Genomic DNA, 15,042 nt, shown 5'->3' with positions numbered 1-15,042 from the left:
GAGCGGTTTAGTCCTCTGGGGATTACCAGACTCCGATGTCGTGCTCAAATCCCTCACCTATGAAGCGTGACCCTTTGCATCTTCCCGCCTTGCGCGGTGGCTTTCTCGCCCTGCTGGCGGCGGTACTCTTCGGCATCAGCACGCCCGCGGTACAGAGGCTGGGCGCAGGGCTCGGGGCCTTCACGACCGCAGCGCTGCTGTACTTAGGAGCGGCCCTGATCGGGGCACTGTCGCTGCGGACTGCTGCGCATGAAGCGCGAGTGCAGAGGTCCGACATTCCGCGCCTTCTGGCGATGGCTGGCTTTGGCGCCGCGCTGGGGCCGGTGGCCCTGGCCTGGGGCCTGCAGCACACGAGCGGAGCCAGCGCGTCGCTCATGCTCACTCTGGAAGCGCTGTTCACCGCCACGCTGGCATGGTGGCTGTACAGCGAAACCATGGACCGCCGCGTGTGGGCCGCCATGCTGTTGCTGCTCGCAGGAGGAATGGCGCTCGTTCTGGACCAAGGCCTGCAAGGAGGCGTGCAGTTGCTGGGGCTGCTTGCCGTGCTGCTGGCCACGGTCGCCTGGGGGGTGGACAACACCTTGTCCCGTGGGCTGGCTGAGCGCGACCCCAGCCAGGTGGTGATGGCCAAGGCCACCCTGGGGGCCGCAGCGACGGCTGCATTGGCTGTTTCGACTGGGGAGCCTTTGCCTTCCCTGTCCGCAGCACTGGGACTTCTCGCCGTTGGAGCCACTGGTTACGGCCTGAGTCTGCGCTGTTACCTCCTGGCCCAGCGGGCATTTGGTGCGGCGCGGACGGGCTCGGTGTTCGCCTTCGCGCCCTTCATTGGTGCTGCCGTGGCCTTCGGTTTCGGGGAACGCTCTGCGGGGTGGTTTATGCTCTTGGGTGGAGTGTTCATGTTGGCGGGAGTAATGCTCCATCTGGCGGAAAGCCATGGACACGAGCACACGCACGAAGTGCTGGAGCATGAGCATGCTCACCGGCACGACGATGGGCACCATGCACATGTGCACGTAGTAATGCCAACTGGCAGCCACAGCCACAAGCACACCCATGAGCCTGTGACCCACGCCCATCCCCATGCTCCTGACGTGCACCATCAGCACGTTCACTGAACCCGCTAGATCTAACCAACAGCGCGGACCGCGTGAGCGCGCGTGCCGCGCAGCAGCCTCAGCCCATTGCCAACCACCAGGAGGCTGGCCCCCATGTCCGCAAAAACCGCCATCCACATCGACGCGTTCCCAAAGACCGCAAGCACCAAGAACACCGTCTTGATACCCAGCGCCAGCACGATGTTCTGAAGAAGGATGCCCCGCGTGCGCCTGGAGAGCTGGATGACTTCGGGGATGCGGCGCAGATCGTCATTCATGATGACGATGTCCGCAGCCTCCATGGCCGTGTCGGTTCCTGCTGCACCCATGGCAAGGCCGATGTCGGCGCGTGCCAGCGCAGGTGCGTCATTGATGCCATCCCCCGTCATCGCCGTGGCACCGTACTGGGCCTGCATCTGCTCAATGGCCGACAGCTTGTCTTCTGGCAGCAGGTTTCCATGCGCCTGGTCGATGCCCGCCTGTTTGGCGATGGTCTCTGCCGTGGCTTGGTTGTCTCCGGTCAGCATGACCGAGGCGATTCCCAGCGCGTATAGCTGGGCGATGGCCTCCCGTGAGCTGTCCTTGATGGTGTCGGCCACCGCAAAGATGGCAAGAACCTCCGATTGACTGGCCAGAAGGGTCACCGTGCGGCCCTGCGATTCCTGTGCCTGTAGCAGCGCCTCAATGGCGGGGCTGCAAAGACCCCGTTCCTCGATGAGCCGGTGATTCCCGAGAATCAGGGGTTGGCCATCAAGCTGGGCTTCCACACCACGTCCGGCAAGGGCCGTGAAGCCTGCCACGATGCCCTGGCCAGCAGACAGTCCTTGCGCGATGGCCTTGGACACGGGGTGGTCAGAGTGACCGGCCAGGTCCGCCGCCCAGCCCAGAATCTGGGTTTCGGGATACGTTCTGGCCAGCACGTGCTGGGCCACCAGTTTGGGTTTTCCTTCCGTGATCGTGCCGGTCTTGTCGAGCGCAATGGCCTTGAGTTTGTGCGCGTCTTCCAGGTAAACCCCGCCCTTGATGAGGATGCCACGCCGGGCCGCAGAAGCCAGACCACTGACCACCGTCACCGGCGTTGCGATCACCAGCGCACAGGGGCAGGCGATGACCAGCAGTACCAGAGCCTTGTAGACGGCATCCACCCACGTCAGGTCCATAAAGACCGGAGTGAGCGTCGCCACAAGAACGGCCATGATGAACACAGCCGGGGTGTAAATGGCAGCAAACCGGTCCACGAACTGCTGTGTGGGGGCGCGTGAGCCCTGCGCCTGTTCCACCGAGTGAATGATGCGGGCCAAGGTGGTGTTGCTGGCCTCTGCCGTGACCATCACCTCCAGGGTGCCTGTTTCGTTGATGGTGCCAGCAAACACGGGATCTCCAGGAACCTTGTCCACCGGAATGCTCTCTCCCGTGACCGGCGCCTGGTTGACTGCGCTGGTCCCAACGGCCACCGTGCCGTCCAGCGGCATGCGCTCGCCCGGCCTGACCCGGACGATGGCGTTGACGGGAACCTGTGCAGCGGCCACCGATTTCCAGCTGCCGTCAGGCTGGCGTACTTCGGCCGTCTCGGGCGTGAGATCCAACAGGCTCTTGATGGCATTGCGTGCACGGTCTACCGCGCGGCCTTCGATCAATTCAGCAATGGCATAGAGGGCCATCACCATGGCGGCTTCTGGCCATTGGCCAATGAGAAACGCGCCGGTCACGGCCACCGTCATCAGCGCATTGATGTTCAGCCGTCCCTGCAGCAAGGCGGCAAACCCCTTGCGGTAGGTGGAAAAGCCCGCCAGCCAGATGGCCGCCGCCGCCAGGGCCATGCCAATGCCCTTGAAGGCCAGCGTGTCTGGAGAGAAGAAGGCCACGGCTTCGGCGCAGACGGCCAGGCCCAGCGCCAACCCCATACGCCCGAGTTCGTCGGTGGTGGAGGCCCGCCCAGGGGCTTCGCCCGTTGCCGCAGCGGTTGCCACGGGCTGCGGGTCGAACCCTGCCTTGCGAATGGCCGCCAAGGCTTGAGGAATCACAGCATCAGGGGCGTCAATGGTCAGCGTGCGTGCGCCGAGCTGAAACCCCAGGCCGCGCACCCCGGCAATTGACTTCAGCGCGCGGCGGATCTCACTTTCTTCGGCTGCGCAGTCCATGGCCTCGATGCGGAACATGGCTCCCTGGGGGCCACGCCCATTTGCAAACGAAGGCGCTGCGGTTGCTAGCGAATGTGGGGTACAGCAAGTATCTGGAGAGGCCGCAACCGGGCTGGCGCAACAGGAATCAAGCTGAGTAGAGACGGGAGCGGCTGGAGCGCAGCATGGGTCCTGGGAGGTTGGTTTTTGTGCTTCGTCGCAGCAGGATTTCATAAATTTCTCTCCTTGATGCCTCGATTGGAAACCTTGGAGTCGCTACAGTGTCAAGACTTCCCAATATCCAGCTCTCAACATGCAGATCAAGGAACTGGCCGCCGCAACAGGCGTTGATGCCGAAACGATCCGTTTTTACGAAAAGGAAGGCCTCTTGCCTCTACCCGCGCGGCTGGCCAATGGCTATCGCAACTACGCTCCGGCCCACCTGGAGCGGTTGTCGTTTGTGCGGCACTGCAGGGCGCTGGACATCCCGCTGGCTGACATAAAGAGCTTATTGGGTGCATTGGATGCCCCGCAAGAGGCGTGCGCAGACGTCAACCATTTGATCGATGACCAGCTAAGTCGGCTGCGCGCTCGCATCATCAGCATGATGGCGTTGGAAAAGCAACTGCTGCAGCTGCGCTCAGCATGCAGTGGAGAGCATGCGCATCAGAGCTGTGGAATTCTTAACGAGCTTGTCGCGGCAGCCCATGGTGAGGCCTGTCTGTGCCATGGAGAAAAAAGTGGTTGACCTTGCCACTGTGGCAAGTCCGAGACTGCACTCCTCTCAACTCTTTGCCACGAGAAGTAAATGCATGAATTCCAGCTTCCCGACATGACCTGCGGGCACTGCGCAGGGATGGTGAACCAGACACTGCAGATGGTGGATCCTGGCTGCAAGGTGCAGGTGGACATGTCCAAGCGCTTGGTTACGGTGCAGAGTGCTGAAGACCGTCTGACGCTTGCGGAAGCGCTCACCGAGGCGGGCTACCCGCCCTCTTGACTACGCGTCCGTACCGCAAAAGATCTGCTCCGGCACACGTTCATCGCGGTGGGTATTGAAACCGCCTTGGAGCCGCCGACCATCGCCTTGACGCAGCGATGGTCGGCCTGAGGTCTTTGGGCGGTTGCTACTTTTTTGCCACCTCTCTGTCTCGGAACTACTTGGGCGTGGAGCCCGGAGTGGCTTCCTTGTGCGGCATGGCTTCCCGCGCATTGGCCTTTTCCTGACCACGGGCTTCGGCCTTGCTGGTGTCGGCGATGCCAGAGCCTTCACCCCGCGCCGTACTGCCATCCTTGGTCCGCTTCACACCGGTCGCAGGACGGGCCTTTTTGTGTTCCTCGCCATGCGCTTGCGCCTTGGAGTTGGTGTAGGGCGTGGCCTCTTGGGTGTCGCCAGCAGCGAATGCGGACGATGCGGCGGTCATGGCCAGGGCGATAAGGAGAGTTTTCATGATTTTTCCTTGGTAGGTTGACGTGCGAACAGAAGAGCGCCCCCTTTCTTGAGGGCGCGGCGAGGCACTCCTTGTGCTTACTTGGCAGGCTCGATGGCGGTGACGACCATCTTTCCGCCCTCGTTGATCACCATGAAACGGATCTTGTCGCCGACCTGCGTCTTGTCGAGCAGGGCCTTGTCCTTGGCAGCAAACACCATGGTCATCCCCGGCATCTCCAAGTGCTTGATGTCGCCATGCTTGATGGTGATCTTGCCGGCGTCCTTGTCGATCTTGCGCACCTCTCCATCGGTCATGGAGGCTGCGGTCGTGGATGCGGCTTTTCCGGCGTCTCCAGCGGCCTGCGCCACGGCCGACAGCGGCATGAGAGTGACCAGCGACAACATAGCGCCGATCAATAAAGTGTTTGCGTTTTTCATACGAGCTCCTTGTTCAATTGCGTGCAGGGATTCCCCGATTACTTCTTGACCACCGTGACCTGGCCCTTCATGCCTGCGTCGTAGTGGCCTGGGTACAGGCAGGCGAACTTCACTTCGCCAGCCTTGGTGAACTGCCAGATGATTTCGCCTTGCTTGCCGGGGGCCAGCGACACCTTGCTGGGCTCGTCATGCTCCATGTCCGGGAACTTCTTCATCGTCTCGTAGTGCTCCTTGAGTTCGGCATCGGTGCCCAGGCTGAACTCATGCTTGACCTGGCCACTGTTCTTGATCACGAACTTGACCGTTTCGCCCTGCTTGACGGAGATCGCGGCGGGCGTGAAGCGCATGGTGTCAGCCATGTCCACGTTGATTGTGCGACTGACTTTGGAGGCTTTGCCTGGTTCGCCGATGGCTGACTCCTCGCTTCCATGGCCGTGACCGCCGCTGTGGGTACCGCCCGCAAAGCTGTTGAAGGACAGGGCCACCAGGGCGGAGGCGGCGATCAGGGAAAGAGTGCGTTTCATAGTTACCTTGGGTTGTGGATGAGGAAAGGAGGCGATCAGTGGCCGCTGTGCGAAGACGGCTTTTTGACCTTGACGACAGTGTCCGAACTGGACTTCTCTTTGCGGGGCATGGATTGGCCGCCCTCGGCCTTGAAGCGGGCAGGCTCCGCCATCGGGCCGGTGTACTCGTACGCCACCGTGCCCTCTGGGTTCTTGTACCAACCCGGATTTTTGTAGTCGCCCGGTTTCTGGTCGCGGCGTACTTTGACGACGCTGAACATCCCGCCCATTTCGACCGACCCGAACGGGCCTTCCCCGGTCATCATGGGAATGGTGTTGTCCGGGATGGGCATCTCCATCTCGGTCATGTCCGCCATGCCCCGTTCGCCCATGACCATGTAGTCGGGGATCAGGTTGTTGATCTTCTTGGCCACGCCCCGGTGGTCTACGCCAATCATGGTGGGAATGTCGTGACCCATTGCATTCATGGTGTGGTGGCTCTTGTGGCAGTGGAATGCCCAGTCACCTTCTTCGTCCGCGAGGAACTCGATCTGGCGCATCTGGCCCACGGCCACGTCGGTGGTCACTTCATAGAGACGGGTGCTCTTGGGTGTAGGACCACCATCCGTGCCCGTCACCAAAAACTCGTGACCGTGCAAGTGCATGGGGTGGTTGGTCATGGTGAGATTGCCGATGCGAATACGCACCTTGTCATTGAGCCGGACGTTCAAGGAGTCGATGCCAGGAAAGATGCGGCTGTTCCAAGTCCATAAATTGAAATTCAGCATTTCCGCGACCTTCGGCGTAGCGGCCCCGGGCTCAATGTCGTAGGCACTGAGCAGGAAGCAAAAGTCTCGATTCACTTCATCAATCAGCGGATGCTTGGTCTTTGGATGCGTGATCCAAAAGCCCATCATGCCCATGGCCATCTGGGTCATCTCATCGGCGTGCGGGTGGTACATGAAGGTACCTGGACGGCGCGCCACGAATTCGTAGACGAAGGTCTTGCCCGACTGGATTGCGGGCTGGTTCAATCCCGCCACACCGTCCATGCCATTGGGCAAACGCTGTCCATGCCAGTGGATGCTGGTGTGCTCGGGCAGCTTGTTGGTCACAAAAATGCGAACGCGGTCGCCTTCCACCACTTCGATGGTGGGACCAGGACTCTGGCCGTTGTATCCCCAAAGGTGGGCCTTGAAGCCAGGGGCCATTTCGCGCACGACGGGTTCTGCCACCAGGTGGAACTCCTTGACCCCCTGGTTCATGCGCCAGGGCAGCGTCCAGCCGTTGAGCGTGACCACCGGGTTGTAGGGGCGCCCGGAGTTGGGCACCAGCGGCGCCATGGTGTCTGCGCTTGTCTGGTACACGGGTTCTGGCAGTGCGGCCATTGCCACGCGGCTCACACTCGCTGCGGCCACGGCCCCTCCGGCAATGCCAGCAAACCGGAAAAAATCTCTTCTTGAATTCATGTTGGTTTCCTTGAGGGGATCAGTGGCCTGCACCGGCTTCGGCAGCGGCTGCGCCACCGCCCGAGACGCCAGCGCTGGTGGGCTTGCCGATGAGAGAGGCCTGAAGGGCGGCGTCCGCCAGCCAGAACTGCTGTTCGGCGTTCAGGGCCGCCATCACCGAGTTCACCTGGTCGCGGGAGTCGGCAAGCAACTCGAAAACGCTGATCAGCATCCCGTTGTAGCGAAGCTGGTTTTCTTCGGAGATGGTTTTTCGCAGGGGAATCACCTCGTCGCGGTGGTGACGCGCGATGTCATATGCAGTGCGGTACGCGGAGTAGCTCTCCCTAAGGTTCGAACCCGCTGCGCGTGCGGTTGCTTCCAGGCGGTTGGCCGCAGCCAGGGTCTGCGCATTCATGGCGTCGCGCCGCATTCCACCCCAGTCGAAGATCGGCAGCTGCAGGCTGATCTCGAAGCCGCGCCGCATGGAGTGGGTGTTCTCGGCGGCATCAAAGACAGAGTCGCGCCGCACGCCCAACTCGATGTCTGTGAAGGTCGTGATCCTGTTCCAGCCTTGCGCGCGTGCAGCTGCGTCGTAGTCAGCCTTCGCGATCTGCAGATCCAGCCGCCCCTTAGACGCTTGGCGGCCCGCGTCCGATGCAGACAGCGGCTCCTTGGGCAGTGTGGGCAGGCGCTCAGGCAACTTGAGCTGTTGGGCTTGGCTGTCGTCCAGACCCAGCAGCCGGACCAGTTCCTCACGGGCTGCCGTGACTTGGTGCTGGGCACTGGCCAGCTGGGTCGCTGTGTCGGCATAGAACGCTTGCTGGCGTGCACGGTCAAGCTTGTTGAAATTGCCCACCGCCTGCATGCGCTTGGCCAGTTCGGCACTGGCTTGGGCGCTGGCGACGACCTGTTGGGTGTAGGCCAGCGTTTGTTGCGCGGCAACGGCGCGTACCCATGCCTGACGTACCTGCGTGACTTGGTCCACTACCTCGCTGCTCAGGCGCAACTGGGTCTGCTTGATGCGCTGCTCGGCGATGCCTTTGCGCGTCGGCAAGGTCAGCAGGTCCAGCAGCCCGAAGGACAGGAGGCGGCCGATCTCCGTCTCGCTGCCCAGGCGAACGCGCTCCAGGCTCAGGATGGGGTTGGCGATGCGGCCGGACTGGGCTGCCGTGGAAGCGTCCGCCCAGTTTTGAGCCACGATGGCCTGCAGGGATGGGCTATTGACGAGTGCGAGTTGAACGGCATCCTTCTGACTGAGCGGCTTGGCCAGCAGATCCGAAGCGCGCTGGCGCAAGGCGTCCCGCTCGCTCTGGTCCCGGGCCAAGGTAAGCTGGCCGTCCGTGAAACCGCTTGCGGCTGTATTGGCGCTGGTGAGGTTCTGCTCCAGATTCACGCTGGCGCAACCAGACAAGACCGCCACTGCGGCCACGGCGATCACGAGTTTGGCGCGGGGCGTGTGCAAGGGGCGGTTCATTGTTTGCCCCCGTGGTGTGCGTCATGGCCCTGCGCGGGTTGGTCCTGGCCGGTTGTGGGTGCCGTCTGGCGAATTTCCTTGGCATAGGTGCGCCAGCCTCCGATCTCGCCCACCTTGTCATTGGCCGCTTTCCAGGGCTGGACGGATTGCTCTTTGTAGGCTTCGTAGCCCGAGAGGGCTGATCGGTACGAAAGCTGATAGTCCACCTTGGCGGATTCGCCCTCTGGCATCTGAGCCAGAGCCAGGGACGGCGCTATTAGCGCGGCGGCTAGCCAGGGGGTTGATATAGGTCGTGAAAGCCAGGAAATTTTCATAGGTTCACCATGCGTTCTTGATGCAACGCATTGTGTGATCCCAAGGCTTCCGCCGACATAACGGCTTCATTACATCTTTGTCATCTGGAAGAAAGCCAGCGATCTGAGGGCACACTTGCCGCCATTCGCAGACAGGGAGATCCCGTGAAGATATTGATCGTCGAGGATGAAATCAAAACCGGCGAATACTTGCGCCAAGGCTTGCGTGAGGCAGGGTTCAACGCCGATCTGGTTCACAACGGAGTCGATGGCCTGCATCTGGCCCAGGAAGGTGACTACGACCTGGTGATCCTGGATGTGATGCTTCCTGGGATGGATGGCTGGCAGGTGCTCACCAATCTGCGTCGCCGGGGCCTGGAGATGCCCGTACTGTTTCTCACGGCCAAGGATCAGGTGCAAGACCGGATCAAAGGGTTGGAACTGGGGGCGGACGACTACCTGGTCAAACCGTTTTCCTTTGCCGAGCTATTGGCGCGAGCGCGCACCATCCTCAGGCGTGGTCGCAATGGCACCGAGGTGACGGTCCTCCAGGTGGCCGATCTAGAACTAGACCTCTTGCGGCGGCGAGTCAGCAGATCTGGCAAACGCATCGACCTCACGGCCAAGGAGTTCGGACTCCTGGAGCTGCTGATGCGCCGCCAAGGGGAAGTTCTGCCGCGCTCTCTGATCGCGTCGCAGGTGTGGGATATGAATTTCGACAGCGATTCCAACGTGATCGAGGTGGCGATGCGCAGGCTTCGGGCCAAGATTGACGATGCCTATGACGCCAAGCTGATCCAGACGGTGCGAGGCATGGGGTATGTGCTTGAAGCGCCGCAGGAGCGTGCGTGAAAGCCCGGTACTCGCTCACGACACGGCTGACGGTCTTTTTTACTTTGGCTTCCGGGCTGGTGCTAATTGGACTGGGAACTCTCGTGGCGATTTCCATTGACCGGCATTTCGTGGAGCTTGACCGCGATGCACTGCGTGACAAGGTTCACCTGACGCGTGAGGTCATCGGCAAATCGAAGTCGCCGCAGGATCTGAAGACGCGGCTGGATGACGTTTTGCACAGCCATGAGGGCCTCTTCGTCACCGTGCTTCGCAATGGTCAATCGCTGTACTCGACGGAAGACTTTGAGTTTCCTGCGGACTTGAGCGTGCGGACCCAGCATTCCCGCTTGGGGGTCGCCTCGTGGCGAATCAAGGACCGTGAGTACCGGGGAATGTCCGAAGCCGTGACGCTGCCTGATTCCGCAGAGCCGCCGCTGCAGGTCTGGGTGGCCGTGGACATTGCTCACCACAAGCACTTCATGTACGAATTGATTTGGGTACTTGTGAGCTACGTGGCATTGGCAACGCTGGTGGCTGGGATCCTGGGCTGGTGGGCCGCAAAGAATGGCTTGGCCCCCCTTCGCGCCATGCGGTCCCGCGCCATGGCCATCACGGCACAGCGACTGGACGAGCGGATGCCAACCCAGGAGTTTCCGGTGGAGATGGCCGACCTGGCGACCACCCTCAACGAGATGCTCCGGCGCTTGAAGGAGGAGTTCGACCGCCTGTCCGAGTTTTCTTCGGACCTGGCTCACGAGCTGCGTACGCCGATCAACAATCTGATGACACAGACGCAGGTCACACTCAGCCAGGCTCGCTCCTCTGAGGAGTACCAGGACATACTGGCCTCCAACGCCGAGGAGTACCAGCGCCTGGCCCGCATGGTGGCTGACATGTTGTTCCTGGCCAAGGCTGACCACGGTCTCATTCTTCCCAGCACGGAAAGAATCGCGGTCCATGATGAAGCTCAGGCTTTGTTTGACTTCTACGAGGCCTTGGCAGAAGAGAAGCAAGTCCGACTGCAATTGATCGGGACGGCGGAGATCACAGGCGACCGGTTGATGTTGCGCCGGGCGCTCAGCAATCTCCTGTCCAACGCCATTCGCTACACCCCACCAGGCGAGCTGGTGGTCGTGGACATCCAGGGGGGCCTGCACGGAACCACCGTGGACGTCGTCAACACTGGACCTTCCATCGAGGCGCAGATGATCCCCCGCCTGTTCGACCGCTTCTTTAGGGCGGACAAGTCGCGCAAGCAGCTGGACTCGGACGGAGCGGGGTTGGGCTTGTCCATTACCCAGGCGATTGTTCACGCACACCGGGGACGGATTTCTGTGAGTTCGGCGGATGGCAGGACTTGTTTTTCGATGTATTTCCCCAGTGCACAGAGCATTGGCAAGCACCTCACGACAGATGCATGACCCTTTGGAAACTCTCATAGACTGCTGGAAGGCAGACCCGAGCAGCACCTACAACACCTGGTTCTTGTGGGATCAGCGGATCAAGAACTTCCGCTCCATTCGCCGAGGCATTGCGCAAGTGGTGGAGGACATCCGGGCCGGAACGTTTGGCAACGCCTACCGAGGCTCCTCGCTGGAGACAATCGTCGGGTCCGTGGCGGAGCAGCGCCAGATCTTCAAGGGTGCGGACCACGCTTTCCTCTGGAAACCCAAGCTGCGGATTCCGGATATCTACGAGAATGCGAGCAACCAGCTCGCCTTCGCAGATCTTCTTCACACTTGCGATCACTGCGACTGCGCAGAAGACGTGGTGGCCGCCATACAGCGCATTGATGCAATTGGCATCAAAGGCTTGGGCCCAGCAGTCGCCAACTTGCTGTATTTCATCCACCCAACGCTGGTCTCTCCCTTCAACACGGCCATCGTCAACGGGTTCAACGCGGTGACCGGGGGGCGCGTGAAGCTCGGGCGCTGGGAGCACTATCTCTCCATGCGGGAGGGCTTGCTGCGCCTGAACGCGCAGTACCGGCTGAAACTGTCGAATGATCTGGGCGCGATTGCAGGACTCATGTTTGACATTGGCAGTGGCCGATATGCAGCGCCGCCACAAGCAATGGATGCAGCGGCGACAGCTCTCTGGCAAGAAGACCTTGAACGTGTGCGCCAGGAATCCACCGCATTGCAACGGGAACTGTCCCAAGCGACCGAGAGTGATGCGACCCACACGGGTGTCCAGGCCTCGCTGCGCGACCTGGGCAAGGCGCTCGGATTTGAGGTCTGGATCGCGTCCAACGACCGGGGCCGCGCCTATGGCGGGGGGTTGCTGGGAGATGGATGCATGGCGCAGTTGCCCGCCAGCCTGGACCGAGGACTGGAGTCCGTGCGACTGATCGATGTTGTATGGGTTGATCCCCAGACCTCGCAATTCGCCGCCGCATTCGAAGTCGAACACACCACGTCCATCTATTCGGGCATCGTACGCATGCTCGATCTGGCCCTGGGCACGCCGGTTGCAGGCAACTGCGCCCTGTTTCTGGTGGCTCCAGACAATCGCAGAGACAAGGTCGCTGAGCAACTTCAAAGGCCTGCCTTCTCCAGGGTGTCGGAGCTGGGAATCCGGTACTTGCCTTACAGCCAGCTGGAGCAGAACCATGCCTCCATGAGCCGCTTTGGGTCCAGCATCAAGCCGTTGCTGGAGATTTCGCAGCGGCTGTGAGCCACGGCTATTTCGTGCGGCGCGCTTCGCTGCGCTCGGCTCTTTGGGCCCCAGGGATGCGGCGACCCACGGCGATGTCGGCAAGATGAAGTTTCTGTTATCCCGAACGGCGGGATTGACGGGTGGCGCCTTGCGTTGCGAAAGCTACAGATCGAACTCCAATCTCTACGATTGGGCGTTGCCTCGGTACAGATTTCGAGGCAGAACTTCGCAAACTCTTCGCCCCAGAAAGCCTCGGCATGAACGTCACGACAAAGCCATTGGATGCACTATTGCCTGTCAGTTCGCTGGGAAACTCTGTGCCCAAAGCACCGAGCATCCAGGGAGGCGGTTTTCTGGACGCGATGAAGCAGGCGCTTTCAACCACAAGCCAGTTGCAGAGTGAGTCTGGTCGCCTAAGCCGCGAGGTCACATTCGGCAATCCCACGGTCAGTCTTGAAGAAACGATGCTCGCTGGAGTCAAGTCGAACATCGCGTTTCAGGCCACTCTTCAGAGCCGCAACCGCATTGTCCAGGCCTACACCGATGTGATGAACATGCAAGTCTGATGCTCGGAGGCCAGAGCAATGCAAAAGCAGATGTCGCACGCACTTGCTGCTAGCGCCGCAGACATGCATGGCGAGCCAATTGGAGGAGGCCCTGTTTCGAAAGACCCCTCCAGATCAGCAGCCGACCGCCCGGAGAACCCGTTTAGAACCGAGGGGCCTGGGTGACTTCGTCCGAGGTGGTGGCCACGGCAGCATGGTGCGCAGCGTGGTAGCGGTCAGGATAGATTTCGTTGAGCTTGCGGCCGTCTTCGCCCACAGCGACGATTTCGCCTTCGCGGATGGCGCGTGCCAACTCACTCTTGACTTGTTCCCGCGTCTTCAACGACTTGCCTGCCACGATCGGATAGCGACCAGACATCAACTCATTGCGTTTGACTCCGAATTCACCGGCCACCATGATGTCACCCGTACGGATAGCCTGCTCCAATTCTTCCCGCACTTGCTCGCGGGATTTGCTAGCCTGAGTCGAAGTAGTCGAGCGATAGGCTCCGGGGTTGATTTGCTTGAGAGTCATCCCCGAGTCGCCTGCAGCAAGCATCTCGCCGTTTTGCTGAGCCTGCGCCAATTCAGCCAGCACTTGTTCGCGCGTCTTGCTGACCGCTTGGTCCGACGCAAAAGCGGGGGCTGCGATGAGGGAAAGGACGATGAGGGTGGACTTCAGTTTCATGATGGGGTTTCCTTTTTGGGTAGATGGCAATGGTTCAGGTGCAACCGCAGGCCGGTTTGGGAGGGCACGCGGTTGCCGGTGATCGTTGAGAGGGTTCAGGGCAGTTGGCGGGCATCGACCCAGCCAGCTTCGCCGCCCATATCCCGTACACCGTCACGACCGACGGGGTTGCGCTTGGCTGACTGCAACTCATCGAGGACTTGCTGGCGGGTCTTGGTCAGTTTGGGGCCCGGAACGAGTGGATAAGTGGCAGGGTAGCCACGGCTGATCCAGTACAGCGAACCGTCCTTCTGAGCGGCCAGCACGGTGCTTTCGACCGCTTGGCGGCTCACCGCATTGCCCAAATGGTCGGCGGCCAGGCTCACGCCTTCCTCCTGGCTTGGGCTTGCGTGGTAAACGGAAGTTGCGAAAGAGGCGGTGGCGGATGCAGCAAGGCTGGCGACGAGGATTGCGGTACGAACTTTCATGATGGTCTCCTGTGGCGCCGGATGCCCGATATGGTTCATCCAGGTGGCGTTTTCTGCACCACGGAGAGAAGTCTAAAAATTGCCGCCCCACATGGAGGTGACCTCCTGATTACGCTTTCGACAGCAATCTGCAATCCACTAAAACCCGAGTGCATCCCCCGCGTCGGTTCTGGGCGTCATACGACACTGCGGCCACCTCATTGCGGCAACGAGAGTCTCCCGCCGTCCTGCAGCGACGCAATCAGCGGGCAGGAGACATTCCCTTTTCTCGCATGGCATGCGCATACCAGTTCAGACAGCACCGACTCCATGCGTGCCAAATCGGCTATCTTCTCGCGCACATCCTTGAGCTTGGACTCAGCCAGTGCGCTGGCTTCTTCACAATGAGTTCCATCGTCTAGCCGCAGCAGCTCGGCTATTGCATCCAGGCTGAAGCCCAGGCGCTGAGCCGCTTTGACGAAGCGCACCCGCGTCACATCTGCATCTCCATAGCGGCGGATGCTGCCGTGAGGCTTGGCCGGCTCGGGCAACAATCCCTTGCGCTGATAGAACCGGATGGTCTCTACATTGACCCCGGCCGCCTCGGCAAAAGCGCCGATCGTAAAACTCTCCAAATTGGCTTTCATACCGCTTGACTCCGTACATGACTACGGAAGTAAGGTTACGGGATTCAACCAATTTTGAAAGGTCAAGCGCATGTCGGAGCCAAACAACGGGCGCACAGCGCTCTTCGCCGGAGGGCTGGCGGCCATCCTTGCCTCGACTTGCTGCCTCGGACCGCTGGTCCTGATCACCCTGGGATTCAGCGGGGCATGGATTGGCAACCTGACCGCGCTGGAGCCCTACCGCCCGATCTTCATCGGGGTCGCGCTGGTGGCGCTGTTCTTCGCCTGGCGGCGCATTTACCGCCCGGTGCAAGCCTGTAAACCGGGGGAGATCTGCGCGATTCCCCAGGTGCGAGCTGCCTACAAGCTTATTTTCTGGAGCGTGGCCGCACTGATTGTGGTCGCGCTCGGGTTCCCCTATGTCATGCCATTTTTCTATTGAT

18 protein-coding genes are annotated in these 15,042 nt (G+C 60.9%); 8 read left to right on the top strand and 10 right to left on the bottom strand.

The window, feature by feature from the left end; genetic code table 11:
* Window positions 1–59 precede the first annotated feature (59 nt).
* The gene (locus tag DBV10_RS19865; RefSeq protein WP_056637549.1) at window positions 60–1,115 is read left to right on the top strand and encodes a DMT family transporter; all 1,056 of its coding nucleotides are present in this window, start codon (window positions 60–62) and stop codon (window positions 1,113–1,115) included.
* A gap of 11 nt (window positions 1,116–1,126) precedes the next feature.
* On the opposite strand, the gene DBV10_RS19860 is transcribed toward DBV10_RS19865, so the two are convergent.
* Window positions 1,127–3,448, bottom strand: a complete 2,322-nt coding sequence (locus DBV10_RS19860; RefSeq protein WP_233247171.1) for a cation-translocating P-type ATPase — start codon at window positions 3,446–3,448, stop codon at window positions 1,127–1,129.
* Between the two features lie 79 nt (window positions 3,449–3,527).
* Here DBV10_RS19860 and DBV10_RS19855 point away from each other — a divergent pair, with 79 nt between their 5' ends.
* Complete coding sequence (locus DBV10_RS19855; RefSeq protein ID WP_108625382.1) at window positions 3,528–3,962, top strand: Cd(II)/Pb(II)-responsive transcriptional regulator; 435 nt, start codon at window positions 3,528–3,530, stop codon at window positions 3,960–3,962.
* Between the two features lie 60 nt (window positions 3,963–4,022).
* Window positions 4,023–4,214: a heavy-metal-associated domain-containing protein gene (locus tag DBV10_RS19850; RefSeq protein WP_056637557.1), complete on the top strand. Its 192-nt coding sequence runs from the start codon at window positions 4,023–4,025 to the stop codon at window positions 4,212–4,214.
* Between the two features lie 157 nt (window positions 4,215–4,371).
* On the opposite strand, the gene DBV10_RS19845 is transcribed toward DBV10_RS19850, so the two are convergent.
* The 6 genes from DBV10_RS19845 to DBV10_RS19820 all read right to left on the bottom strand — a co-directional run bounded on the left by DBV10_RS19845 (window position 4,372) and on the right by DBV10_RS19820 (window position 8,715).
* A complete protein-coding gene (locus DBV10_RS19845) occupies window positions 4,372–4,665 on the bottom strand; it encodes a hypothetical protein (protein WP_124515296.1) in 294 nt (97 codons plus the stop codon).
* Window positions 4,666–4,742: 77 nt separating this feature from the next.
* Window positions 4,743–5,084 (bottom strand): copper-binding protein, encoded by a 342-nt coding sequence (locus DBV10_RS19840; protein ID WP_108625381.1) that lies wholly within the window; start codon window positions 5,082–5,084, stop codon window positions 4,743–4,745.
* Between the two features lie 38 nt (window positions 5,085–5,122).
* On the bottom strand, window positions 5,123–5,608 hold the full coding sequence (locus DBV10_RS19835) for a plastocyanin/azurin family copper-binding protein (protein WP_056419630.1): 486 nt from the start codon (window positions 5,606–5,608) through the stop codon (window positions 5,123–5,125).
* Between the two features lie 35 nt (window positions 5,609–5,643).
* Window positions 5,644–7,056 carry a multicopper oxidase family protein gene (locus tag DBV10_RS19830; RefSeq protein WP_015012917.1) on the bottom strand — a complete coding sequence of 471 codons (1,413 nt, stop codon included), beginning with the start codon at window positions 7,054–7,056 and terminating at the stop codon, window positions 5,644–5,646.
* A 19-nt stretch (window positions 7,057–7,075) separates the two neighbouring features.
* Window positions 7,076–8,509 (bottom strand): TolC family protein, encoded by a 1,434-nt coding sequence (locus DBV10_RS19825; RefSeq protein WP_124515295.1) that lies wholly within the window; start codon window positions 8,507–8,509, stop codon window positions 7,076–7,078.
* The gene (locus DBV10_RS19820) at window positions 8,506–8,715 is read right to left on the bottom strand and encodes a hypothetical protein (protein WP_233589995.1); all 210 of its coding nucleotides are present in this window, start codon (window positions 8,713–8,715) and stop codon (window positions 8,506–8,508) included. The genes DBV10_RS19825 and DBV10_RS19820 overlap by 4 nt, the downstream gene beginning before the upstream one ends.
* Before the next feature lie 252 nt (window positions 8,716–8,967).
* Between DBV10_RS19820 and DBV10_RS19815 the strand changes: the two genes are divergently transcribed.
* From DBV10_RS19815 to fliE, 4 genes are all read left to right on the top strand, one after another.
* Window positions 8,968–9,654 (top strand): heavy metal response regulator transcription factor, encoded by a 687-nt coding sequence (locus tag DBV10_RS19815; protein ID WP_015012920.1) that lies wholly within the window; start codon window positions 8,968–8,970, stop codon window positions 9,652–9,654.
* A complete protein-coding gene (locus DBV10_RS19810) occupies window positions 9,651–11,057 on the top strand; it encodes a heavy metal sensor histidine kinase (RefSeq protein WP_056419624.1) in 1,407 nt (468 codons plus the stop codon). The genes DBV10_RS19815 and DBV10_RS19810 overlap by 4 nt, the downstream gene beginning before the upstream one ends.
* Window positions 11,050–12,312 (top strand): type II restriction endonuclease, encoded by a 1,263-nt coding sequence (locus DBV10_RS19805; protein WP_108625379.1) that lies wholly within the window; start codon window positions 11,050–11,052, stop codon window positions 12,310–12,312. Before DBV10_RS19810 ends, DBV10_RS19805 begins: the two co-directional genes overlap by 8 nt.
* Before the next feature lie 239 nt (window positions 12,313–12,551).
* Window positions 12,552–12,860, top strand: coding sequence for a flagellar hook-basal body complex protein FliE (gene fliE, locus DBV10_RS19800; protein WP_015012923.1), 309 nt, complete (start codon window positions 12,552–12,554; stop codon window positions 12,858–12,860).
* Between the two features lie 142 nt (window positions 12,861–13,002).
* On the opposite strand, the gene DBV10_RS19795 is transcribed toward fliE, so the two are convergent.
* The 3 genes from DBV10_RS19795 to merR form a co-directional block, all read right to left on the bottom strand.
* Window positions 13,003–13,527 carry a DUF4148 domain-containing protein gene (locus DBV10_RS19795; RefSeq protein ID WP_108625378.1) on the bottom strand — a complete coding sequence of 175 codons (525 nt, stop codon included), beginning with the start codon at window positions 13,525–13,527 and terminating at the stop codon, window positions 13,003–13,005.
* 95 nt (window positions 13,528–13,622) lie between these two features.
* Complete coding sequence (locus DBV10_RS19790) at window positions 13,623–13,994, bottom strand: hypothetical protein (protein ID WP_100409585.1); 372 nt, start codon at window positions 13,992–13,994, stop codon at window positions 13,623–13,625.
* Between the two features lie 197 nt (window positions 13,995–14,191).
* Complete coding sequence (gene merR / locus DBV10_RS19785) at window positions 14,192–14,620, bottom strand: Hg(II)-responsive transcriptional regulator (protein WP_015012926.1); 429 nt, start codon at window positions 14,618–14,620, stop codon at window positions 14,192–14,194.
* Window positions 14,621–14,690: 70 nt separating this feature from the next.
* Here merR and merT point away from each other — a divergent pair, with 70 nt between their 5' ends.
* The gene (merT, locus tag DBV10_RS19780) at window positions 14,691–15,041 is read left to right on the top strand and encodes a mercuric ion transporter MerT (RefSeq protein ID WP_108625377.1); all 351 of its coding nucleotides are present in this window, start codon (window positions 14,691–14,693) and stop codon (window positions 15,039–15,041) included.
* Window position 15,042 lies beyond the last annotated feature (1 nt).

The sequence above is a fragment of the Acidovorax sp. FJL06 genome (genome assembly GCF_003852545.1).
GTDB lineage: Bacteria > Pseudomonadota > Gammaproteobacteria > Burkholderiales > Burkholderiaceae_C > Acidovorax.
Note: the sequence above shows the minus strand (reverse complement) of the source record. Positions and strands in the feature narration are given on the sequence as shown.